This window comes from Serratia myotis, assembly GCF_027474885.1.
In the GTDB taxonomy this organism is placed as follows: domain Bacteria; phylum Pseudomonadota; class Gammaproteobacteria; order Enterobacterales; family Enterobacteriaceae; genus Serratia; species Serratia proteamaculans.
This window is the reverse complement of sequence record NZ_CP099707.1, coordinates 3,288,076-3,311,086: the sequence shown is the minus strand read 5'-3', so window position 1 is coordinate 3,311,086 and position 23,011 is coordinate 3,288,076. Positions and strand designations below refer to the sequence as shown.

The 23,011-nt window shown below is 59.9% G+C and carries 17 protein-coding genes; 14 read left to right on the top strand and 3 right to left on the bottom strand.

Annotated elements, in window-relative coordinates:
- The first annotated feature begins 23 nt into the window (after positions 1-23).
- The 13 genes from NHG65_RS15660 (at position 24) to cobA (ending at position 18,952) form a co-directional block, all read left to right on the top strand.
- Positions 24-1,592: an ABC transporter substrate-binding protein gene (locus NHG65_RS15660; protein WP_099064378.1), complete on the top strand. Its 1,569-nt coding sequence runs from the start codon at positions 24-26 to the stop codon at positions 1,590-1,592.
- Entirely contained in the window at positions 1,592-2,644 is a 1,053-nt protein-coding gene (locus NHG65_RS15655; protein ID WP_499182372.1) for an ABC transporter permease, read from the top strand. The genes NHG65_RS15660 and NHG65_RS15655 overlap by 1 nt, the downstream gene beginning before the upstream one ends.
- Entirely contained in the window at positions 2,641-3,510 is an 870-nt protein-coding gene (locus tag NHG65_RS15650; RefSeq protein WP_112349663.1) for an ABC transporter permease, read from the top strand. Before NHG65_RS15655 ends, NHG65_RS15650 begins: the two co-directional genes overlap by 4 nt.
- Complete coding sequence (locus NHG65_RS15645; RefSeq protein WP_413477631.1) at positions 3,500-4,336, top strand: ABC transporter ATP-binding protein; 837 nt, start codon at positions 3,500-3,502, stop codon at positions 4,334-4,336. The genes NHG65_RS15650 and NHG65_RS15645 overlap by 11 nt, the downstream gene beginning before the upstream one ends.
- A complete protein-coding gene (locus NHG65_RS15640; RefSeq protein WP_099064374.1) occupies positions 4,333-5,004 on the top strand; it encodes an ABC transporter ATP-binding protein in 672 nt (223 codons plus the stop codon). Before NHG65_RS15645 ends, NHG65_RS15640 begins: the two co-directional genes overlap by 4 nt.
- 134 nt (positions 5,005-5,138) lie before the next feature.
- Positions 5,139-6,713 carry an ABC transporter substrate-binding protein gene (locus NHG65_RS15635; protein WP_499182371.1) on the top strand — a complete coding sequence of 525 codons (1,575 nt, stop codon included), beginning with the start codon at positions 5,139-5,141 and terminating at the stop codon, positions 6,711-6,713.
- Positions 6,714-6,770: 57 nt separating this feature from the next.
- Positions 6,771-8,051, top strand: a complete 1,281-nt coding sequence (locus NHG65_RS15630) for a nitrate- and nitrite sensing domain-containing protein (RefSeq protein WP_499182370.1) — start codon at positions 6,771-6,773, stop codon at positions 8,049-8,051.
- Positions 8,052-8,355: 304 nt separating this feature from the next.
- The gene (locus NHG65_RS15625; protein WP_261426373.1) at positions 8,356-9,615 is read left to right on the top strand and encodes a CmpA/NrtA family ABC transporter substrate-binding protein; all 1,260 of its coding nucleotides are present in this window, start codon (positions 8,356-8,358) and stop codon (positions 9,613-9,615) included.
- A gap of 8 nt (positions 9,616-9,623) precedes the next feature.
- Positions 9,624-10,520, top strand: a complete 897-nt coding sequence (ntrB, locus tag NHG65_RS15620; protein ID WP_499182369.1) for a nitrate ABC transporter permease — start codon at positions 9,624-9,626, stop codon at positions 10,518-10,520.
- A gap of 10 nt (positions 10,521-10,530) precedes the next feature.
- A complete protein-coding gene (locus tag NHG65_RS15615; RefSeq protein WP_085117310.1) occupies positions 10,531-11,319 on the top strand; it encodes an ABC transporter ATP-binding protein in 789 nt (262 codons plus the stop codon).
- 10 nt (positions 11,320-11,329) lie between these two features.
- On the top strand, positions 11,330-15,475 hold the full coding sequence (gene nirB / locus NHG65_RS15610; protein ID WP_499183486.1) for a nitrite reductase large subunit NirB: 4,146 nt from the start codon (positions 11,330-11,332) through the stop codon (positions 15,473-15,475).
- Positions 15,472-18,123 (top strand): nitrate reductase, encoded by a 2,652-nt coding sequence (locus NHG65_RS15605; protein WP_499182368.1) that lies wholly within the window; start codon positions 15,472-15,474, stop codon positions 18,121-18,123. Before nirB ends, NHG65_RS15605 begins: the two co-directional genes overlap by 4 nt.
- A 13-nt stretch (positions 18,124-18,136) precedes the next feature.
- Positions 18,137-18,952, top strand: a complete 816-nt coding sequence (gene cobA / locus NHG65_RS15600; RefSeq protein WP_099064368.1) for a uroporphyrinogen-III C-methyltransferase — start codon at positions 18,137-18,139, stop codon at positions 18,950-18,952.
- 4 nt (positions 18,953-18,956) lie between these two features.
- Here cobA and NHG65_RS15595 read toward each other — a convergent pair whose 3' ends face one another.
- Together NHG65_RS15595 and NHG65_RS15590 are read right to left on the bottom strand one after the other, a co-directional pair.
- On the bottom strand, positions 18,957-19,523 hold the full coding sequence (locus tag NHG65_RS15595; protein ID WP_112349673.1) for a YbhB/YbcL family Raf kinase inhibitor-like protein: 567 nt from the start codon (positions 19,521-19,523) through the stop codon (positions 18,957-18,959).
- A gap of 103 nt (positions 19,524-19,626) precedes the next feature.
- Entirely contained in the window at positions 19,627-20,328 is a 702-nt protein-coding gene (locus NHG65_RS15590; protein WP_261416520.1) for a prepilin peptidase, read from the bottom strand.
- A gap of 526 nt (positions 20,329-20,854) precedes the next feature.
- On the opposite strand from NHG65_RS15590, the gene NHG65_RS15585 reads away from it, so the two are divergent.
- Positions 20,855-22,357, top strand: a complete 1,503-nt coding sequence (locus NHG65_RS15585) for a YchO/YchP family invasin (protein WP_499182367.1) — start codon at positions 20,855-20,857, stop codon at positions 22,355-22,357.
- Here the strand turns inward: NHG65_RS15585 and narL are convergent.
- Positions 22,354-23,004, bottom strand: coding sequence for a two-component system response regulator NarL (gene narL / locus NHG65_RS15580; protein WP_499182366.1), 651 nt, complete (start codon positions 23,002-23,004; stop codon positions 22,354-22,356). The two genes, NHG65_RS15585 and narL, sit on opposite strands and share 4 nt — an antisense overlap.
- Positions 23,005-23,011 lie beyond the last annotated feature (7 nt).

The window sequence follows — 23,011 nt, the reverse complement described above, 5'->3', positions numbered from 1 at the left end:
TCCATCCGCTTGGAGAGTTTTTGATGAAAGCGTTCGTTCCCTCTTTGGTATTTTTGGCCGTGGCGGCCAGTTTCAACGCGCAGGCGGCAACCCCGGCCAATACTTTGGTGATTGCCCAATCCATCGATGACGTGGTCAGCTTTGATCCGGCCCAGGGCTTTGAATTAACCACGGTGCAGTCATTCAACAGCCTGTACCAACGCCTGATCCAGTCAGATCCAAAAAATCCGATCGAACTTAAACCCACGTTGGCCAGTGAATGGCAGGCGGGCAGTGATAACCGCAGCCTGACTTTTACTCTGCGGCCAGACGCCAAATTCTCCAGCGGCAATCCACTGCGCCCGGAAGACGTGATCTTCTCGTTGTCGCGGGTGGTGAAGCTGAATCTTGAGCCGTCGTTTATCCTCACCCAACTGGGCTGGAACGCAAAAAATGTCGACCAATACCTGAGCAAGGTGGATGACCAGCGGGTCAAAATCAGCTGGAGCGAAAACGTCAGCCCGGCGTTTGTGCTTAGCCTGCTTTCGGCCCCGGTGTCCTCCATTGTCGATGCCAAAGAAGCATTGGCGCATCAGCAGGGTGATGACTTTGGCCACCAGTGGCTGAACAGCCATTCCGCCGGTAGCGGCCCGTATAAAATCCGCACCTATGTGCCGCATGAAGTGGTAGTGCTTGACGCCAACCCCGGTTCGCCAGAGGGTGCGCCAACGCTGAAAACTATCCTGATCAAAAACGTGCCGGATCCGGCCGCCCGCCGTCTGCTGATCGAGCAGGGCGACGCCGACATTGCGCGCAACCTTGGGGCAGACCAGATGGCCGCGCTGAAAGGCAAGCCGGGCGTCAAGCCGCTGGCCATTCCGTACGCCTCACTCTATTTCCTGCAGTTCAACGCCAAGGCGTCCCCGGCGCTGGGTAACCCGGCCTTCTGGGAAGCGGCGCGCTGGCTGTTCGACTATAAAGGCATTGCCGATGACCTGCTGAAAGGCCAGTTCCAGAACCATCAGGCATTCCTGCCAGAGGGTTACCTGGGGGCACTGAAAGACAAGCCTTACAGCTTTAACCCGGCCAAGGCTAAAGAAATTTTGGCCAAGGCCGGTCTGAAAGACGTCAGCTTTAAGCTGGAGGTCAACAACCAGCCGCCATACCTGGACATCGCACAGGCATTGCAGGCCAGCTTTGCTCAGGGCGGGGTGAAGGTGGATCTGGTGCCGGGCCTCAGTGCGCAGGTCTCCACCAAGGTCAAATCTCTCAACTATGATGCGGTCCTGACCTCCTGGGGGCCGGACTATTTTGACCCGAACACCAACGCCGCTGCCTTCGCCTATAACCCGGAAGACGGCAGTAAAACGCTGGCCTGGCGTGCCAACTGGCAGATACCGGCATTGAACAAACTGACGCTGGCGGCCACGGCGGAAAATGACACCGCCAAACGGGTTGCGGATTACCAACAGTTGCAGCAAGCCGTCCAGAAAAGCTCGCCGTTTGTGATTGGTCTGCAGGCGCGCAGCCTGATTGCGGTACGCGACAACCTGAAAGGCTACGAGCAGGGCATCAACCCTGACATGGTGTTCTACAGCAAGGTCAGCAAGTAATGATCAGTCGTACCTCTTCCGCCGGGTTAGCCCGGCGCAGTTGGCGCTGGGGCCGCAGGCTGTTTACCGGCCTGCTGTCATTGGCGCTGACGCTGCTTGGGCTGCTGTTATTCACCTTTATGCTCTCGCATCTGGCACCGATCGATCCCACGCTGCAGATAGCCGGCGATCACGCCAGCGAAGCCACCTATGCCCAGGTACGCCACGATCTGGGGTTGGATCAGCCCTTGCCGGTGCAGTTCTGGCATTATCTGGTGCATCTGGCGCAAGGGGATATGGGTATCTCGCGGATTACCTCGCAGCCGGTGATGAGCGATCTGCTGCGCACCTTCCCGGCCACGGTGGAGCTGGCGACCTGCGCGATTATTCTCGGAGCGGTCGGCGGCATTACCCTGGCGTTTCTGGCGGTGATCAAACCGGGTGGCTGGTTGGATAATGCGGCGCGTCTGCTGTCGCTGATCGGCTATTCGGTACCGATCTTCTGGCTCAGCCTATTGGGGCTGCTGCTGTTTTACGCCACGCTGCATTGGTCGGCGGGGCCGGGGCGGCTGGATGATATCTATCTGTACAGCATGGAACCGCGCAGCGGATTTATCCTGATCGACAGTTGGCTGTCCGGCGATCGTGAGATGTTCTACAACGCCATCAGCCACCTGTGGTTGCCGGTGGTGGCACTGGCGCTGCTGTCGATGGCGGGTATCACCCGCTTGCTGCGTGCGGCGATGCTGGAAGAGTGCAATAAAGAGTACGTTACCCTGGCGCGTTCCAAAGGGGCCAGCCGCACGCGTATTCTGGTGCGTCACGTATTCCCCAACGTGTTGGGCACGTTGATCACCGTACTGTCGCTGTCCTACGCCAGCCTGCTGGAGGGCGCGGTGCTGACTGAAACGGTGTTCGCCTGGCCGGGGGTGGGACGTTATCTGACCACCGGACTGTTTGCCGCCGATACGCCGGCCATTCTCGGCGCCACCTTGCTGATTGGCACCTGTTTTGTGGTGCTTAACGCGCTGGCCGATGCGCTGACCTATTTAGTGGACCCGCGAACCCGATGAGCCAATATCTTTCTGAACATGAACCCCAGAGCGAACCGGCTGCCGTTTATCGCCCACGCGGTAGGCTGACCACGCTGACGATTGGCGCGACGCTGGTGGCGATCCTGATCCTGACGGCGCTGCTGGCCCCGTGGCTGGCGCCTTTCGATCCCAATCTGCAGCATATCGAGTTGCGCCTGCTGCCGCCTGCTTCCGGCCATTGGCTGGGCACCGACGGCTTTGGCCGCGATCTGCTGTCACGGGTGATTTACGGCGCTCGCCCAACGCTGATCCTGGTGTCATTGATCTTGCTGCTGACCATCCCGATTGGCCTGCTGGTGGGCATTAGCGCCGGTTATCTCGGTGGCTGGGTCGAGCGTATTCTGATGCGCGTGACCGATATTTTTCTGTCGTTGCCCAGCCTGGTGATCGCACTGGCGTTTGTTGCGGTGCTGGGGCCGGGGTTGATGAACGGCGCGTTGGCGCTGGCGTTAACCAGTTGGCCTTCTTTTGCCCGACAGGCGCGGGCAGAAACCCTGGCGTTGCGCCGCAGTGACTATCTGGCCGCAGCGCGCATGCAAGGCATTGGTGGCTTGCGGCTGATGGCCGGGCATATTTTGCCGCTGTGCCTGCCCAGTGCCGTGGTGCGTGCCGCGCTGAGCCTCGGTGGCATCATCCTGTCCGCCGCCGGTTTGGGCTTTCTCGGCATGGGCGTGGCACCACCGACCGCCGAATGGGGCTCCATGGTGGCCGAGGGCAGCAAAGTGATATTTGACCAGTGGTGGGTCGCCGCAGTACCGGGTGGGGCGATCCTGTTCGCCAGCCTGGCCTTTAACCTGCTGGGCGATGGCCTGCGCGATAAAATGGATCCTCGTCATGGGCATTGATAACAATTTATTGACCGTCGAACGGCTGTCGGTGGTATTGCCGGGTTCCCAGCCGCTGGTCAAAGACATTTCCTTCAGCATGGGGCAGGAACGGTTGGCGCTGGTGGGTGAGTCCGGCTCCGGTAAATCCTTGACCGCGCGTGCCTTGATGGGTTTGCTGCCACCGCCGTTACAGTTGCAGGCGCAGCGTTTAACGCTGGGTGACGACGATCTGGCACGGCTGAATGAACGCCAGTGGAACCGCCTGCGCGGCAACAAAGTGGCGATGGTGATGCAGGATCCCAAGCATGCGCTGAACCCGACCCAGCCGATTGGCCGTCAGGTGGAAGAGCCGCTGTTGCTGCACACCCGCCTGGGCCGGGCAGAACGGCGGGAGAAGGTGCTGGATATGCTGGCGGCGGTAGGGCTGCCCGATCCGCAATCGCTGCGCCAACGTTACCCGCACCAGTTGTCTGGCGGCATGGGGCAACGGGTGATGCTGGCGATTGCGCTGATTAACGACCCGCAATTGTTGATTGCCGACGAACCCACGTCCGCGCTGGATCACCAGATGCGCGATCAGGTCCTGCAACTGATCGAAAATTTGGTTGAACAACGCAATATGGGCCTGATTTTGATCAGCCACGACCTGCAGCAGGTGGCGCACTATTGTGAGCGGGTGCTGGTGATGTACAAAGGCGAACTGCTGGATCAGTTGCCCGCCGATCGCCTGGCCTCTGCCACCCATCCTTACACCCGCACGCTGTGGTCGTGTCGGCCAAGCCGAGAGACCCGGGGTAAACCCTTGCCGGTGTTGGATCGTGCGCTGCTGGAGTCACTGAAATGAGCCTGATTACTCTGGACAATCTCAGCGTCAGCCATCGGCAGGGCTATGACGTGCGCACCGTAGTGCATGAGGTTAATCTGCATATCGAACCGGGTGAATGTTTCGGGCTGGTCGGCCCTTCCGGCTGCGGTAAATCCTCGCTGCTGTGGGTGTTGGCCGGGCTGAATGAAAGCTGGAGCGGCGGTTTCAACCTGCTGGGCCGCGATCTGCAGCCGGGGCGTCCGTTCACCGGCACGCTGCGACGTGAGGTGCAGATGGTATTTCAGGATCCCTATGCCTCGCTGCACCCCAAACACCGGTTGTTGCGCACCCTGGCGGAGCCGCTGAAATTACTGAAAGAGAGCGGAATCGAGCAAAAAATCAGCGCCGGTTTTCGTCAGGTGGGGTTGGATCCGCGCTTGTTGGATCGTTACCCGCACCAGCTTTCCGGCGGCCAGCGTCAGCGGGTGGCGATAGTACGAGCACTGCTGTTAAAACCCAAACTGCTGTTGCTGGACGAACCCACCTCGGCGCTGGACATGTCGGTGCAGGCGGAGATCCTCAACCTGCTCAACGAGCTGAAACAGGCGGGTGACCTGACAATGATCCTGGTCAGCCACGACGCTGATGTGATCGACCACATGTGCGATCGCTCGGTAGCGATGGCGCACGGCCGTTTGGTGAACTGAAAATTGCCCGCCGCTAACCCGGTGGGTATATTCATCTGCGTAATAAATAAAGCAATTTTTAGTCGTTCTTCTGCTAAGCCGCTGCCTCTACACTCGAAAAATAACGCATCCGCGTGATCCTGGAGAGTGCATCGATGAAACGGCTAATCCCCACCTTATTGTTCAGCGCCCTGGCGGCGAGCTTTGGCACGCAGGCGGCCACCCCGAAAGACACGCTGGTGGTGGTCAGTTCGCTGGAAGGTATCATCAGTCTGGATCCGGCCGAAAGCTTTGAAACCGTCAGCTCGGCCAACCTGGTCAACCTGTATCAGCGGTTACTGACGCCGGATCGCAGCACGCCGGAAAAACTGGCTCCAGAGCTGGCCAGCGGCTGGCAGGCGGGGGCGGATGGTCGCAGCCTGATTTTTACCCTGAAGGCTGACCAGCGCTTTGCTTCCGGCAATCCGGTACGGCCGGAAGATGTGATCTTCTCGCTGGTGCGGGCGGTGAAACTGAACAAGGCGCCGTCGTTTATTCTTGGTGAGTTCGGCTGGACGCCAGAAAACGTCGAGGGCCAATTGAAAAAGCTGGGGGACAACCAGCTGCAGTTAAGCTGGTCGGCCAATATCGGCAGTGGGCTGGCATTGCGGCTGTTGACCGCGCCGGTCGCCTCGATCGTCGATGAAAAGCTGCTGACTGAGCACAGTCAACAGGGGGATTTCGGTAACGCCTGGCTGCGTTCTAATTCCGCCGGTGCCGGGCCTTATCGCGTCAGCAACTATGTCCCGCATGAGGCGCTGCTGTTCAGTCGTAACGACTATGCCCAACCGCAGGCGAAGTTGAAAACGGTGCTGCTGAAGAACGTCAGCGATGCCGGAACCCGACGCCTGTTGCTGCTGAAAGGGGACGCCGACGTGGCTTACGATTTGGGTGCTGATCAGTTCAATTCGCTGCGTAAAGAGCCGGGTGTCAGGATAGAGCAGCAGGACTCGTCCAAAGTTTATTACCTCGGTTTCAACACCGGGAGCAAGCAGGTCCCTGCGTTGAGTAACCCGGCATTGTGGCAGGCGGCGCGCTGGCTGGTGGACTACCAATCCATTGCCGACAACCTGCTGAAGGGCCAGTACCGCGTCCATCAGGCGTTTCTGCCGCTGGGGCTGGACGGGGCGATCGACAACCAACCGTTCAAGCTCGACGTGGCCAGGGCCAAACAGATTTTGCATGACGCCGGTATTGCCGAAGGCACGCGCATTGATCTGATCGTCATCAACCAGCCGCCGTATACCGATATCGCCCAGGCGCTGCAGGCCAGCTTTGCCAAGGCCGGTTTGCAACTGGATATTCATCCGGTGGTAGAAAGCGACCTGTGGGGCAAGATGCGCAGCCGCGATTTCCAGGCCATTTTCACCTATTGGGGAGCGGACTATCTGGATCCGAACACCAACGCCAGCGCCTTTGCCTACAATGTGCCCGACGGGCCGAAAACCCTGGCCTGGCGCACCCAGTGGACTATCCCGGCGCTGAGTGCGGAAACCCGCGCAGCGGCGGCGGAAGGTGACGGGGCAAAGCGCGCCGCGCACTACGCCAGCTTACAGCGCGAATTGCAGACCAGCTCTCCCTACGTCGTGGCATTGCAGGGACAAACGCTGGTGGCACTGCGTGACAACGTTAAAGACGCCAAGGTGGATATCGCCAACAGCATGCTGTATCTGGATCGCGTGAGTAAGTAACCCAGCACGGCACGGCTTTTGCAGGATCGGTTTATTTAGCCCACCGGGGATCCTGTCATGAGCCGTAACCACACTTTCCCGCCCAGTGCCGGCGATTTTTTGCTGGCCTCCAAACGTTGTGAAATCACCGTATTGCAGCAACTGTTGCAGATGGGGCAGTTGGTTGGCCGGGTCAGCCAACTGATCCACGTGCTCCAGCGGGAACGCGGTACCGTCAATATTTACCTGTGTTCACAGGGAGCGTTGTTTGGCGAGCGGTTGGCCGGGCGGGCGCAGGAAGTGGAGCAGGCTGAGCTGGCGGTGCAGCGGCAGTTGATGCAGTTGGATGACAGCACTGCGCCCCTGGCCAGCGCCAGTCGTCTGTTCAGCCGCATTGCCGGCGCGCTGCATCATCTTACCGTCTTGCCTGAATTGCGCCGCCAGGTGCAGCAAAGGCAAGTTCTGCAGCCTGCGGCCATGGGCACCTTTAATGACATCATTCACAGCCTGCTGGCGCTGGTATTTGAAGCGGCGGATGCCTGTGCAGAACCCATCACGGCACGTGCGTTGATCGCCATGTTCAGCTTTATGCAGGGCAAGGAGCTGGCCGGGCAGGAACGGGCAATCGGTTCGGCCGGTTTTGCCGCCATGCGTTTTGGCGAACCGGCACACCAACAGTTACTGATGCTGATCGAAGGGCAGGAGCGTTGCTTTGCCACCTTCAGCGAGTTTGCCGATGAAGCTTCTCTGGCCCAGTGGCGGCACATGCAGCAGCAGGATGACCGCGAGTTTGAACGCCTGCGGCGTATTGCCTGTACCCAATTGCAACTGAATGATAAAGCCGACACCAGCCTGCGCTGGTTCGAGATCACCAGTGCGCGTATCGATCTGATGAAACATATTGAAGACCGGCTGGAGGAGGCACTGATGACCAGTTGCCGCCACAGTCTGGCGCAGGCCCAGCGCGCGCTGGCGGTGGACTGCGTCGATTACGCGCCGCAGCCGATGCAAGAAAGTTACGCGGTTTTCGTGGCGGCACCCTTGGGGGATGCATCGGCGCTGGCGGGGGACGGTATCCATCCGCGGTTGGGCCGCTCGATGCTGGAGTTGATTCAGCAGCAGTCGCAACGGCTACAGGTGTTATCGGAGGAACTGGCGACGGCGCGGGCAACGCTGAATGAACGCAAGCAGATTGAACGCGCCAAAGGCCTGCTGATCCAGCATCGCGGCTTGACCGAGGAGGCGGCCCATCGTTTGCTGCTGAAGATGGCGATGAACCAGAACCAGCGTCTGATTGATATCGCCAACGCCATGCTGGCGGTCGCGGATATTCTGCCACCCAGCGGTAATACTCCCTAAGGGGTATATGCACACCGTCAGTGCAGTTACTGCCTTGCGATCGTGCAAAAGGGACGAATACATTTGCCCTGAATCATGCGGGCGCAGCATGCAGCGCCCCTACGGCCCGTATAACTATGAATGGGGGTATGTGAAGTTATAGAATTGGCACGTAGGTTGCATTACTAAAACGTAACCTGGCCAATGGCGGTCGGTTGCCAACAAGATTTTGGATAAAGGCGTCCTTTCAGCATGTTCACCCCAACGGTGGAATGTGCTGATGGGACGCCTTTTTTATTTTATCGCCTGATTGAAGGACTTGCCGATGACGCACACCAAACTCCCCGGGCTTAGCCTGACGCGCCGCCGCTTTTTGGCCGGTAGCGCGGCGCTGGGCGGCAGCATGATGTTGCCCGGCCTGATGAACGCCGCCTGGGCGGCAGGCTCTGACGCACCGGAGAAAAAAGAGATCCGCGTGGGCTTTATTCCACTTACCGACTGCGCTTCGGTGGTAATGGCGGCGGTGAAACAGTTCGATCAGAAGTACGGCATCAAAATTATCCCCAGCAAGGAGGCCAGTTGGGCGGCGGTGCGCGACAAGCTGTTGTCCGGGGAACTGGATGCGGCCCATGTGCTGTACGGCATGGTGTATGGCCTGCAGCTGGGTGTTGCCGGGCCGCAGCAGGATATGGCGGTGTTGATGACACTCAACAACAACGGCCAGGCGATCACGCTCTCCAACCAGTTAAAACAGGCCGGTGTCACCGATGCGGCCAGCTTGAAAAAAACCGTCGATGCCAGCGCCAAAGGCACTTACACCTTCGCCCAAACCTTCCCGACCGGTACCCACGCCATGTGGCTGTACTACTGGCTGGCCAACGCCGGTATTCACCCGTTTGACGACGTGCGCAACGTAGTGGTGCCGCCGCCGCAGATGGTGATGAACATGAAAATCGGCAACATGAGCGGTTTTTGCGTGGGTGAGCCGTGGAACCAACGTGCGATTGCCGAGGATATTGGTTTTACCGCCGTCACCAGCCAGGAAATTTGGCCCGATCACCCGGAAAAGGTGCTGGGCACCACCGGAAACTGGGTCGCGGCCAACCCCAACAGCGCCCGTGCGCTGACCGCTGCGGTACTGGACGCCGCGCGCTGGATCGACAGTTCGGACGCCAACCGCCAGGAAACCGCCCAGGTGGTGGCGGGGCGCGCCTATATCAATACCAAACCAGAGATCATCACCGGCCGCATGCTCGGCCAGTACCAGGACGGTCTGGGCAAGTCATGGCAGGACGCGCATGCGATGCGCTTTTTCCACGATGGCGAAGTGAGCTACCCCTACCTGTCCGATGGCATGTGGTTCCTGACCCAGCATCGCCGCTGGGGCCTGTTGAACGCCGAACCGGACTACCTGGCCGTCGCGAAGAAAATCAACCGAACCGAAATCTATAAGCAGGCGGCCAGCGCGGTAGGCGGAGTGGATTTGCCTACCGGCGATATGCGCACCAGCACGCTGTTGGACGGCAAACGCTGGGACGGCAGTAATCCGGCGGAATACGCCAACAGTTTCTCTTTAAAGCGCTGAGGTAACCGATGAAAAATCTCGCTGAACGGATCGATATTCCTGCGTCACCCGGTGTAGAAGTCAGTGCGGAAATCGTGCCGCTAAAGCGCCCGCACAAGCTGCAGCCGCAGCGCAAACCTCGTTGGGGCTTGCTGCTGCAACAGGGCTTCCGCCGGGGCGTGCCCGCGGTGCTGGGGCTGGTGCTGACCCTGGTGGTCTGGCAGATAGCGGCGCTTAACAGCAAGGGGTTCCCAACGCCATGGGCGACCTGGCAGGCGGCGCTGGTGCTGTTTGCCGACCCGTTTTATTCCGCCGGGCCGAACGATCAGGGCATTGGCTGGAACGTACTGGCCTCGCTGCAGCGCGTGGCGACCGGTTTTGGCCTGGCGGCGCTGGTCGGCATCCCGGCCGGTTTCCTGCTGGGGCGCTTTGCGTTTCTGGCCAACATGCTCAACCCGATCATTTCTTTGCTGCGCCCGGTCAGCCCGCTGGCCTGGCTGCCGATTGGCCTGCTGCTGTTCCAGCGTGCGGAACCGGCGTCAACCTGGACCATTTTCATCTGTTCAATCTGGCCGATGATCCTTAACACCGCCGAGGGCGTCACGCGTATTCCGCAGGATTACCTCAACGTGGCGCGGGTGCTCAAGCTGTCGGAGTGGACAGTGATGCGCAAGATCCTGTTTCCGGCGGTGCTGCCCTACGTACTGACCGGCGTGCGCCTGTCGATCGGCATCGCCTGGCTGGTGATCGTCGCGGCGGAAATGCTGACCGGCGGCGTCGGCATCGGTTTTTGGATCTGGAATGAGTGGAACAACCTCAACGTCGAAAACATCATTATCGCCATCATCGTGATCGGCGTGGTCGGGCTGCTGCTCGAGCAGGGACTGATGTTACTGGCAAACCGTTTTAGCTATCAGAACCGCTAAGGAGCGCGCCATGAAACCGATTATTCAGGTCCAGAACGTCAGCCAGCGCTTTGCCACCCCGCAGGGGGAGTTTATCGCGCTGGATCGGGTGAGCTTTGATATTCAGGCCGGGGAAACCCTCAGCCTGATCGGCCACTCCGGCTGCGGCAAATCAACGCTGCTGAATTTGATCGCCGGGCTCACGCTGCCCAGCGACGGTGTGTTGCTGTGCGACAACCGGCAAATCACCGGGCCGGGCCCGGAGCGCGGCGTGGTGTTCCAGAACCATTCACTGCTGCCGTGGCTGACCACTTACGAGAATGTGGCGCTGGCGGTGCATCAGGTTTTCCGCCACGAGATGACGCGCAGCGAAATGCGCGACTGGATCGAACATAACCTGGCGCTGGTGCACATGAGCCATGCGCTCGACAAACGGCCACATGAAATCTCCGGCGGCATGAAACAACGGGTTGGTATCGCTCGCGCATTGGCGATGAAACCCAAAGTTCTACTGATGGATGAACCCTTCGGCGCTCTGGACGCGCTGACCCGCGCACATCTGCAGGATGCGGTGATGGAAATCCAGCAGCGGCTGCACACCACCATAGTGCTGATTACCCACGACGTCGACGAAGCGGTGCTGCTGTCCGATCGGGTGCTGATGATGACCAACGGCCCGTCGGCCACCGTCGGTGAAATTCTGCCGGTGGCGCTGCCGCGTCCGCGTTCACGAGTGGCGCTGGCGGATGATCCGGAATATCACCATTACCGTCGGCAGGTGCTGAAGTTCCTGTATGAGAAGCACGCGAAAGCGGCATGAGAGCCGGATGATGGACAAACCCAAACTGGTGGTGATTGGTAACGGCATGGCCGGTATGCGGCTGGTAGAAACCCTGTGTCGGCTGGCGCCAGAGCGCTATGCCATCACGGTGATTGGCGAAGAGCCGCGCGGCAACTACAACCGTATTCTGCTGTCGCCGGTACTGGCGGGGGACAAAGCGTTCAGCGATACCCTGCTGCACGACTATGACTGGTATCGGCAGCAGGGGGTGCAGCTGCTGGCCGGGGAACCGGCGCTGGCGGTGGACAGGCAACAAAAGCGGGTGATCACCGCGCGGCATCAACTGCCTTATGACCTGCTGGTATTTGCCACCGGTTCGCGCCCGCTGCGACCCGTACTGCCGGGTGGGGGATTGGACGGCATTTATGGCTTTCGCACCCTGGACGATGTTGAAGCGATGCTCGGCCGCTGCCGGCCAGCCCAACCGGCGCTGGTGGTGGGCGGTGGTGTCCTGGGGATTGAGGCGGCGGCGGCACTGGCGCAGCGCGGTATGAACGTCACCGTGGTGCACCGGGGCGAGCATTTGATGGAACGGCAGTTGGACGCTCGAGCAGGGCGGATGTTGCAGCAGAACCTGTTGCAGCGCGGTATCGAATGCCGGTTGAACTGCGAAGTCAGCCGCTTTCAGGGAACCGAACGGGTCAGCGCGGTCACCCTGAGTCACGGCGAGTTATTGGCCTGTGAACTGGCAGTGATCGCCATCGGAGTGCGGCCCGAAATTAGCCTGGCGCAGGCCGCCGGACTGGTCTGCGAGCGCGGCATTATGATCGACGACCGCATGCAAACGGACGATCCGGCAGTGTTCGCCATCGGTGAGTGTGCTCAGTTTGGTGAGACCACGGTGGGTCTGGTGGCACCCTGCTGGCAACAGGCCGGACTGTTGGCGCAGCGGCTGAGCGGGGAACCGGTGGCGGGTTACCGGCCAGCGCCGTTGCATACCCGCCTGAAGGTCAGTGGCGTTGAAGTATTCAGCGCCGGCGAAATGGTTGCCGACGGACAAACCGAGATCCATCACGCCGAAGATCCTCAGGCACAGCACTACCGCCGCCTGCTGGTGCGCGACGGCAAATTACAGGGCGTGGTGCTGTATGGCGACGCTCAGGACAGCCCTTTTTATCTGCAGCAGCTTGGCCTGCCGGTTTCACAGCCGGATACCTTGCTGTTTGGCAGTAGCGAACCCGGGACGCCAGCGGCGTCTGATGAGAGGAATTCTGATATGCACAAGCCCGTTTTGTTGGTCGCCGGTCACGGCATGGTCGGTCATCACTTGTTGGAACAACTGGTCGCCCGCGAACTGCACTTGCAGTATCACATTGTGGTGTTTGGCGAAGAGCCGGTGGCGGCCTACGACCGGGTGCATCTGTCCGAGTTTTTCTCCGGCCGCAGTGCGGATTCGCTGTCGATGGTAGAGGCGGGCTTTTTCGACCGTAGCGGCATAGAGCTGCGGTTGGGGCAGGCGGTGTGCGCTATCGATCGCCAGCGCAAATGTGTGATCGATGCCGAGGGGCGAGAAACGGCCTATGACCAACTGGTGCTGGCGACCGGCTCTTATCCGTTTGTACCGCCGATCCCGGGTAACGATCGCCCGGGCTGTCTGGTTTACCGCACGCTCGACGATCTGGCCGCGATAGCCGATTGCGCCAAAACCGCCCGCGTCGGGGTGGTGGTCGGTGGTGGCCTGCTGGGGCTGGAGGCCGCCAATGCCTTGCGTCAGCTTGGGCTGAACACCCATGTCGTGGAATTTGCGCCACGGCTGATGGGGGTGCAACTGGACGACGGTGGCGCGACCATGCTGCACAAAAAAATCGAGGCGCTCGGTGTCAGCGTGCATACCGGTAAGCAAACTCAGGCGATTACCGAGGGTTCGTTACACCGTCACTGCATGAATTTTGCCGATGGTGAGCTTCTTGAGGCTGATTTAATTCTGTTTTCTGCCGGTATCCGCCCACGAGACCAGCTTGCCCGCGAGGCCGAACTTGAGGTGGGGGCACGCGGTGGCATTGTGATCGACAGCCAGTGTCGCACCAGCGATGAGGCGATTTATGCCATTGGCGAGTGCGCCTTGTGGAACGGACAAATCTTCGGGCTGGTGGCTCCCGGCTACCAGATGGCGCGTACCCTGGCCGATCGGCTGGCCGGCAAGGAAACGGTGTTTTGTGGTGCAGACATGAGCACCAAACTCAAACTGTTGGGCGTGGAAGTGGCTTCGCTGGGTGATGCTCATGGCCATACCCCCGACAGCCAAAGTTACAGCTGGGTCGACGGCCCGGCACAGGTGTATAAAAAGCTGGTGATCGACGCCGAAGGCAAGCGGTTACTGGGCGCGGTACTGGTGGGTGACAGCGCTGAATACAGCACGCTGCAGCAGATGATGCTCAACGATATGCCGCTGCCCGCGATGCCGGAGAGTCTGATTTTACCTGCGACGGCCGGGTCAGCACCGAAAGCCTTGGGGGTCTCGGCCTTGCCGGCCACGGCGCAGATCTGCTCCTGTCATAACGTCAGCAAAGGGGATATCAGCGCCGCAGTGGAACAAGGCTGCGGCGATTTGGCAGCGGTCAAGGCCTGCACCAAAGCGGGCACCGGCTGTGGCGGCTGCGCGGCATTGGTCAAACAGCTGATGGAGTACGAACTGCAGCAACGCGGTGTGGTAGTGAAAAAAGACGTTTGCGAGCATTTCGCCTATTCACGTCAGGAGCTGTATCACCTGGTACGTGTCGGCAACATCCGCACCTTTGACGAACTGCTGTCTCGACACGGTCATGGGCGTGGCTGTGAGGTGTGCAAACCGCTGGCGGGGTCGATCCTGGCTTCGTGCTGGAACGAATACCTGCTCAAACCGCAGCACCTGCCGCTGCAAGACACCAACGATCGCTTTTTCGCCAATATCCAGAAAGACGGTACCTATTCAGTGGTCCCGCGGGTACCGGCCGGTGAAATCACCCCGGCTGGACTGATCGCCATTGGCCAAATTGCCCAACGCTATCAGCTCTACACCAAGATTACCGGTGGTCAGCGGATTGACCTGTTTGGCGCCCGGCTGGAGCAATTGCCGGAGATTTGGCAGCAATTGGTCGACGCCGGATTTGAAACCGGGCATGCCTACGGCAAGTCGCTGCGCACGGTGAAATCTTGCGTCGGCTCCAGTTGGTGCCGCTATGGTGTGCAGGACTCTACCGCTCTGGCTATCGAACTGGAGCACCGTTACAAGGGGCTGCGTTCACCGCACAAAATCAAGATGGCAGTCTCCGGTTGCACGCGAGAGTGCGCAGAGGCGCAGAGCAAAGACGTTGGGGTGATCGCCACCGAGAAAGGCTGGAACCTCTATCTGTGCGGTAACGGCGGCATGAAACCGCGCCATGCGGACCTGTTTGCCAGCGATCTCGATACCGCCACGCTGATCCGCACGGTCGATCGCTTCCTGATGTTCTACATCCGCACCGCCGATCGCCTGCAGCGCACCAGCACCTGGATGGACAACCTGGAAGGTGGGCTGGACTACCTGCGTGAAGTGGTTTTGCAAGACAGTCTGGGCATCGGCGTCGAATTGGACGCAGAGATGGCAAGGGTAGTCAGCCACTACCAATGTGAATGGCAGACCACGCTCGCCAGCCCGGATCGCCTGAAACTGTTCCGTCCGTTTGTTAACAGCGAACAGCCGGATGAGGCGATCGTCTGGCAGGCGGAACGCGGACAACGCCGCCCGGCGATGGGTGTGGAGCGGGGCCAGGTGATCGAGGTACAACCGGCGAAGGCTGTCGGGGAACAGTGGCTGGATGTCTGTGCGCTGGCGGAGATCCCGGCCAACGTCGGCATGGCTGCCCGGCTGGGGCAGCGGCAAATTGCGCTGTTCCATCTGCCGGACAGCGGCGTTTATGCGTTGGCTAACCAGGAACCGGACAGCGACGCCAACGTGCTGGCGCGTGGGTTGCTGGGGGACGTAGCGGGCGAACCCGTGGTGATTTCCCCGTTGTACAAGCAGCGTTTCCGCCTGAGTGACGGTATCTGTGTGGATAATGCAGAGCGTGCTGTCACCGTCTGGCCGGTGCGGGTCGAGGAAGGCCGAGTGTGGGTGCGCAGTACACCGCTGGCGGTGCAGGCTGAACTGCCGGAAACGGCGGAAGTGACGTCATGACCGCCACGCATTGCACCACCTGCCCGTATTGCGGCGTGGGCTGTGGCGTAGCCATTGAGCAGCAGAGTAATGGCGAACTGACGGTCAGCGGCGATGTAGCGCACCCGGCCAACCAGGGGCGACTGTGCGTCAAAGGCAGCGCACTGGGTGAAACACTGGATCTGACCGGCCGCTTATTGCAGCCGCAGGTCGATGGCCAGCCGGTCGCCTGGGATCAGGCACTCGGCCAGGTGGCGCAGCGTTTTAATCAGATTATTGAACAACATGGCCCGCAGGCAGTGGCGTTTTATGCCTCCGGCCAACTGCTGACCGAAGACTATTATGCGGCTAACAAACTGATGAAGGGATTTATCGGTGCGGCCAATATCGACACCAACTCGCGGCTGTGTATGGCGTCGGCGGTGGTTGGCTACAAGCGGGCATTCGGCGGCGATGTGGTGCCTTGCTGTTATGAAGATATCGAACAGGCGGATCTGGTGATACTGACCGGGTCCAACACCGCCTGGGCGCATCCGGTGGTCTATCAACGGCTGGTGAAAGCCCGTCAGCAGCGCCCGCAGATGCGGGTGGTAGTGATCGACCCGCGTGAGACGGCAACCTGCGATATTGCCGATTTGCATCTGCCGCTGCGGCCCGGCAGTGACGCGGCGTTGTTTACCGGTGGGCTGCACTGGCTGGCCGAACAGCAAGGGCTGGATACCGCCTTTTTGCAACAGCATGCCAGCGGCGCAGAGGCCACGTTGGCCGCAGCGGCAGAGTGGACGCCGCAGAGGGTGGCGGAGTTTTGCGGGCTGCCGCTGAGTGCGGTGCTGATGTTTTTCCAGCTGCTGACCGCGTCCCACAACTGGGTCACGCTCTATTCGATGGGCATTAACCAGTCGGCCAGCGGTGCGGATAAATGCAATGCGATTATCAATCTGCACCTGGCGGGGGGACGTATTGGTCGGGCAGGCAGCGGCCCGTTTTCGATTACCGGCCAACCCAATGCCATGGGCGGGCGGGAGGTCGGTGGGCTAGCCAATCAACTGGCGGCGCATATGGGGTTCAACCCCGAGGATATCGACCGGGTTCAGCGTTTTTGGCAATCGCCGCGCATCGCCAGGCAACCAGGGCTGAATGCGGTGGATCTGTTCCAGGCGATCGCCGCCGGGCAGGTAAAAGCGGTGTGGATTATGGGCACTAACCCGGTGGTCTCGCTGCCGGATGCCGATACGGTGCGCCAGGCGCTAAAACAGTGCCCGCTGGTGGTGTTGTCCGAAGTGATGGCCATGACCGATACCGCCGAACTGGCGCATATTCGCCTGCCGGCGTTGGCCTGGGGGGAGAAGCAGGGCAGCGTGACCAACTCCGAGCGCTGTATTTCGCGCCAGCGCGCCTTTCTGCCGGCACCGGGGCAAGCCCGCGCCGATTGGTGGATCCTCAGTCAGGTTGCGCAACGTATGGGTCATGGTGCGGCGTTTGATTACCAACATCCTTCGGAAATTTTCAGCGAACACGCGGCCCTGTCCGGATTTGAAAATAACGGAACGCGCGCGTTCGACATCGGCCAACTGGCGGGTCTGAATAGACAGCAATGGTTGCAGATGGCCCCGGTGCAGTGGCCGGTGAATGCGCGGCATCCTGCGGGGTGTCGGCGCATGTTTGCCGATGGGCGTTTTTTCCATCCTGATGGCAAGGCGCGACTACTGCCGGTGACGCCACGCCTGCCGCAGAATGCGGTTTCGCCACGTTATCCACTGGTGCTGAACACCGGTCGTATCCGCGATCAGTGGCACACCATGACGCGCACCGGCAAAGCGGCACGGTTGATGCGTCATTTGAGCGAACCTTTTTGCGAAATACACCCGCAGGATGCTGCCGAACTGGGGATCGTCGACAGCAGTCTGGTACGACTCAGTTCGCCCCACGGCTGGATGCTGGCACGCGCACAGTGCAACCCGGGGCAACGGCGCGGCAGTGTGTTCGTACCGATGCACTGGAACGGTCAATTTACCGCTCAGGGCCGGGTAGACAGCCTGATCCCGCCGGTGGTGGATGCCGACTCCGGCCAGCCGGAAAGCAAACATGCGCCGGTACGGGTCAGCCATTGGCCGGTGAGCTGGCAGGCGGAGATTTTTATCCGTGCCGACGTCGCCGCCCCCGGGGGAATTTACTGGAGCCGGGTCGCGCAGGACGGCCTGACTCACTACATTATGGCCGGGCAGCGGCCGGTTGAAGACTGGCAGGCCTGGCTACAGCGGCATTTCTCGCTGGAGGGCATGACGCTGCAAACGGCACAGTTGGCCCAGCGCGGTCTGCACCTGATTGGCTGGCGACAGGGCGAGGTGCAACTGGCGTTTTATGTTCGCCAGCAGGCCCCGCAGCTGGATCGCCCGGCGATCCTCAGCGCCTTTGAGCTGGCCCCCAGCGGTGGGCCACAACGGCTGGCGCTGCTGGCAGGGCGCGGTGCGTCGGGGCAGTTAGCGGCAGGCACCACGATTTGCAGTTGTTTCGGCGTAGGCGAGAACCGCATCATTGCGGCCATCCAGCAGGGTTGCCACAGCGCAGAGGCATTGGGTGCCCGTCTGCAATGCGGCACCAACTGCGGTTCCTGCCTGCCGGAGCTAAAAAAACTGATTCAACAGCATGCATCCCAACGGGTGGCCTAGCAGAGGTGGTGAGATGAGCGCGATTGAGAAACTGATGTTGGCCGGCGATCATCGCCAGCCGGTACGCAACGGTGAAGTGTGGCTGGTGGGCGCCGGGCCGGGGGATGCGGAGTTGCTGACGTTAAAGGCATTACGGGTGATCCGCCAGGCGGACGTGGTGGTGTTCGATCGTCTGGTTTCCCCGGCGGTAATGGCCTTGCTGCCGCAGGAGGCGCTGCGCATCGACGTAGGTAAGTCCATGGGCTGCCACACTCTGTCGCAAAAGCAGATCGATCACCTGCTGGTCGAATTAGCCCTGTCCGGTAATCGAGTGGTACGCCTGAAGGGGGGAGATCCGTTTATTTTTGGTCGCGGCGGGGAGGAGATGGTTGAATTGCAGCGCCATGGCGTGGTCTGTCATGTGGTTCCGGGGATCACTGCCGCCAGCGGTTGTGCGGCGGCGAGTGGTATCCCGCTGACCCACCGCGATTACGCTCAATCGGTGCGTTTTGTCACCGGCCATTGCCGTAACGGTGAGGTGAGTCTGGACTGGCACGGCCTGGTTACTGCGGGTCAGACACTGGTGTTTTATATGGGACTGACATTAAGTGAAACCATCGCCGCGCAACTGATGCGCCATGGCATGGCGGCACAGACGCCGTTGGCCATTATTGAACGCGGTACATTGCCTCAGCAGCGGGTATTGACCGGTACCCTGTCAGAATTACCGACGTTAATTGCCCGTCAGCGGCCGGTTTCACCCAGCCTGCTGGTGATTGGTGAGGTGGTCAGCCTGTACCGCGCGCCGGCTATTGTCGCCGAGATGCCGACAGAGGCGTTGACCGCCTGAGTCGCTATTGGCCGAAGCGACCGATAATGCCCGCACCGCCCTTGGCATGGCCCTGTAATTTCTCCAATAGCTGTTCACGGGTAAGCCCCGGGCCGAGCGCATGCGGCGGCAGATCGGTGGCGATCAACACAAAGGTATAGTGGTGCTGCCCTGAACCCGCCGGTGGGCAGGGGCCATGATAAACCGCGGTACCCGGTGAGTTTTTTCCACCGATAAAGCCTTTGCCCTGGGTGAGATCGCCCTCGGCGAAGCCGCTGGCGCTGGCAGGAATGCCATAGGCCACCAGATGACTGACTCCCAGACCTGCGCGGCCTTCGGGATCGGACAGCAGCAGGGCGAAGCTTTTGGTGTCTGCCGGTGGGTTGGCCCAGCTTAGCGGTGGCGAAACGTTATTGCCGGTGCAACTGGCGTTGCCCGGTGTGGCTCCGGCATATTTCTGTGCCAGCGTGCCGCCATCCTGAAATGCCGATGAGCTGAGGGTAAAGGTGCCGGCGGCCTGTGCCGCGAAAGACAGCGAACCGGTAGCCAAAGCCGCGCTAAGCGCGAGTGCAGATAAACCACGACCGACCATACAACCTCCTGTGTTTGATTAAACCCATCATAGTAGCGCCGGGGGCGGCTCGCCATAACAGCTATGCCAACAGCCGGCTATAACAGCGGTAAACGGCTAGCTGTCAGGGTGAAATTAGATGAAATAGCGTGATTTCTTCGCTGAAGGGTGAAATGCCAATATCGGCCGCCATCAACAGAACCAGCCAGCCGGAAAGCGCCAGATAAAGGCCAAACGGCAGCGTATCCTGCCTGCCGGACTTGCGCAGTAAACAGGCGATTGCCGTTGTGCACAGTCCGACTGCCGCGGCACCGGTGACCAACACGGGCAGAGCGGCCCAACCGGTCCAGGCACCCAGTGCCGCCAACAGCTTAAAGTCGCCCTGACCTATACCGTCCGTTTTCCGTTTATAGCGATAGGCCGCATTGAGTAACCAAAGCGACAGATAACCGACGCTGGCCCCGGTCACGGCGTCGGTCAGTGAAGTAAAACAACCCTGCTGATTGACCCATAGCCCGGCCCAGAGCAGCGGCTGCGTCAGGCGATCCGGCAGTAACTGGTGTTGCCGGTCGATGAGCGCCAGCGCCAACAATATCGCCGCCACTGGCAGCAACAGCAACCGTTGTAGCAGTGGGATAGTGAAAGGCAGGGCCGCCAATCCGGCACCAACGGCAATCAACATGACTGTACGTGCCCCCGGCGGCGGGTGTTGTGACAGACTTTGCGGCAGGGAATTCATCAGCCGCAGGGCGATCGCTGCCGGCAGTAACATAGCCGGGATAAACAGGCCGCGATACCAGAGGTCGAGTGGGAGGTTATCGAACACATTGCGTCCTTGCCGAGCTGAAATTAGCGTTCAAAATAGCGGCAAAACGGGTTTCATGGGGAACCCATAACTCACCGATTATCGATATTGCGCAGGGGGCCGCAAAGCGTTGTTTCATGCCAGATGAAATACACTGAAATTGCGAATTGCTACGGATAATCAATTAATTAGTTTTCTTATGAATGCTAATTTGCGGTTTTTTTCGGCAAAATTTGCGATGAAATTAAGTGAATTTTTGCTATTCAGGGGCGGGGATTTCAGCGTGCTCTTGGTCGCCACATCATCGACTGAAATAATTGGGTCCCATGTGACGTTGTCACTTTATCAAATGAGGTTTATCTGATTGTTTCTGATGAGGAACCCACTAGACTTTAGGGTTCATGATGCAGTTTGGCCGTCGGGCGCCCGTTAGGGTGAAATACCGGGTAGCAGACTGTGCAAAGTTTGGGTTGTCTGCCGTCTGGAGTGATGGCAGCAAAAAAGGTTTATTTGCCAACCCTCTGGATGAAGGGGCGGCGACGGTGTAATGACAGACGTTATCGATAAAGCGCGTTACCGATTGAAAAAGGTCGTTGATTTGTTCTTCTCACCCGCCGGCTGTTTACCGGCGATGGGGTTGGCGTGGCTGGTTGGCGCGTTGCCCGCCTATGCCGAATCTCCACCCGCACCCGAATCTGTGGCTCATCAACCGGGCGACACGCTGCCCGAACTGGGCGGCAGCGCGTCGAACGATGCCGAGCGTGAGAAAGAGTGGGCCACCATGGCTAAACAGTTAGGTGAACGCAACCTGAATAACGTCTCGGGTCAGCAGGTGCGCACCCGGGCCGAGAGCTATGCGGTGGGGCAAGCCGGCAACGTGTTGCAACAGCAGGCGCAGGAGCTGCTTTCGCCACTGGGTAACGCCAAACTGTCGCTGGTGATGTCCGACCAAGGGGATTTTAGCGGCAGCAGCGGCCAGTTATTCAGCCCGCTGCATGATGTTAACGGTTTGCTGACCTACAGCCAACTCGGTCTGTTGCAACAAACCAATGGCTCGCTGGGCAATTTTGGCCTCGGGCAGCGCTGGGTCGCCGGTGATTGGTTGCTGGGGTATAACACCGTGCTCGACAGCGACTTTGAACGCCATCACCAACGTGCCAGCCTGGGTGCCGAAGCCTGGGGGGATTTCCTGCGTTTTTCCGCCAACTATTACTATCCGTTATCGGCTTTGGCGCAACAGGCCGATAACGCTCAATTCCTCAGCCGACCGGCGAACGGTTATGACATCACCACTCAGGGCTACCTGCCGTTTTACCGCCAGATTGGCGGCTCGCTCAGCTATGAACAGTACTGGGGGGAAAACGTCGATCTGTTTGGCTCCGGCAAAAAGCAAAATGACCCGCGTGCGATGCAACTGGGGGTGAATTACACCCCGGTACCGCTGGTGACGGTGAAAGCGCTGCACAAGATGGGGGAAGGCGGAGTCAGTCAGGATCAGGTCGAGCTGGCGTTAAGTTATCGGCTTGGTGTGCCGCTGGTGAAGCAGATATCGCCGGAGTATGTCGCTCAGGCCAAGTCGCTGCGCGGCAGCCGCTATGACAACATCGAACGGAAAAATGTGCCGGTGATGGCGTTCAAACAGCGTAAAACGCTGCAAGTGTTCCTGGCCACGCCACCCTGGCGCCTGCAACCCGGGGAAACCTTGCCGTTGGTGCTGGAGATTAAAACCACCAACAAAATCACCCGTGTCAGTTGGCAGGGCGATACCCAGGCGCTGAGCCTGACGCCGTCGCAAAACAGCAACGATCCACACGGCTGGAGCCTGATTGTGCCGCAGTGGGATAACTCGCCGGACGCTGCCAACAGCTACCGTCTGTCGGTGACGCTGGAAGATGACAAGCAGCAACTGGTGACCTCTAACTGGATCCAGCTGCAGGTGACGCCGCCGCTGACCGCGTCTTCCAGCATTGATCCTGGGTTGCCACCGGCAAAAACACTGCAAACACCGCCCATCCCGGCTGAAACCGGGCCGTTGAACGGGGCGGATTAACCGTTCTTCCCTTGCAGCACCCAGACGGCGGCCTCAACGCGGGATTTCAGCTTCATTTTTTTCAACAGGTGTTTGACGTGCACCTTGACGGTGCTTTCGGTGATGGTCAGCTTGCGGGCGATCATCTTGTTGGGCAGGCCTTGAGCGATCAGCTTGAGAATATCGCGCTCACGCGGTGTGAGCTGTTGGATATCGCGTTCGGCGCTGGGGCGGTTCTCACGCAGGCTGGCGGCCAGGATCGGCGTCAGGGCCTCGGTTAACACCATCTGCCCGGCCGCTGCCTGATGCAGTGCCTTCAGCAGCTCCTCGGGCTCCATATCTTTCAGCAGATAACCATCGGCACCGCGTTTTAGCGCGCTGACGACATCATCTTCATGGTTCGACACGCTAAACACCACGATACGTCCGGAAAGGGCGGTCTGGCGCAGGCGATCCAGTGTTTCCAGCCCGTTGATGCCAGGCATGTTCAGATCGAGCAGGATCAGATCAGGATCGTGTTCTTCGGCCAACGCGACCCCCTGTTCGCCGTTACCGGCTTCAGCAATCACCTGCAGGCGTGGGTCCATGCCGATAAGCTGTTTTACGCCATTGCGCAGCATCGGGTGGTCGTCAATCAGTAAAATAGTGGCGGCAGTTTCGGTGGTCATGGTTTCT

What these genes read in the sequence shown, in the direction of transcription:
- NHG65_RS15660 (WP_099064378.1), top strand. Translation starts at nt 24, where the DNA reads ATGAAAGCGTTCGTTCCCTCTTTGGTATTTTTGGCCGTGGCGGCCAGT.
- NHG65_RS15655 (WP_499182372.1), top strand. Translation starts at nt 1,592, where the DNA reads ATGATCAGTCGTACCTCTTCCGCCGGGTTAGCCCGGCGCAGTTGGCGC.
- NHG65_RS15650 (WP_112349663.1), top strand. Translation starts at nt 2,641, where the DNA reads ATGAGCCAATATCTTTCTGAACATGAACCCCAGAGCGAACCGGCTGCC.
- NHG65_RS15645 (WP_413477631.1), top strand. Translation starts at nt 3,500, where the DNA reads ATGGGCATTGATAACAATTTATTGACCGTCGAACGGCTGTCGGTGGTA.
- NHG65_RS15640 (WP_099064374.1), top strand. Translation starts at nt 4,333, where the DNA reads ATGAGCCTGATTACTCTGGACAATCTCAGCGTCAGCCATCGGCAGGGC.
- NHG65_RS15635 (WP_499182371.1), top strand. Translation starts at nt 5,139, where the DNA reads ATGAAACGGCTAATCCCCACCTTATTGTTCAGCGCCCTGGCGGCGAGC.
- NHG65_RS15630 (WP_499182370.1), top strand. Translation starts at nt 6,771, where the DNA reads ATGAGCCGTAACCACACTTTCCCGCCCAGTGCCGGCGATTTTTTGCTG.
- NHG65_RS15625 (WP_261426373.1), top strand. Translation starts at nt 8,356, where the DNA reads ATGACGCACACCAAACTCCCCGGGCTTAGCCTGACGCGCCGCCGCTTT.
- ntrB (WP_499182369.1), top strand. Translation starts at nt 9,624, where the DNA reads ATGAAAAATCTCGCTGAACGGATCGATATTCCTGCGTCACCCGGTGTA.
- NHG65_RS15615 (WP_085117310.1), top strand. Translation starts at nt 10,531, where the DNA reads ATGAAACCGATTATTCAGGTCCAGAACGTCAGCCAGCGCTTTGCCACC.
- nirB (WP_499183486.1), top strand. Translation starts at nt 11,330, where the DNA reads ATGGACAAACCCAAACTGGTGGTGATTGGTAACGGCATGGCCGGTATG.
- NHG65_RS15605 (WP_499182368.1), top strand. Translation starts at nt 15,472, where the DNA reads ATGACCGCCACGCATTGCACCACCTGCCCGTATTGCGGCGTGGGCTGT.
- cobA (WP_099064368.1), top strand. Translation starts at nt 18,137, where the DNA reads ATGAGCGCGATTGAGAAACTGATGTTGGCCGGCGATCATCGCCAGCCG.
- NHG65_RS15595 (WP_112349673.1), bottom strand. Translation starts at nt 19,523, where the DNA reads ATGGTCGGTCGTGGTTTATCTGCACTCGCGCTTAGCGCGGCTTTGGCT.
- NHG65_RS15585 (WP_499182367.1), top strand. Translation starts at nt 20,855, where the DNA reads ATGACAGACGTTATCGATAAAGCGCGTTACCGATTGAAAAAGGTCGTT.
- narL (WP_499182366.1), bottom strand. Translation starts at nt 23,004, where the DNA reads ATGACCACCGAAACTGCCGCCACTATTTTACTGATTGACGACCACCCG.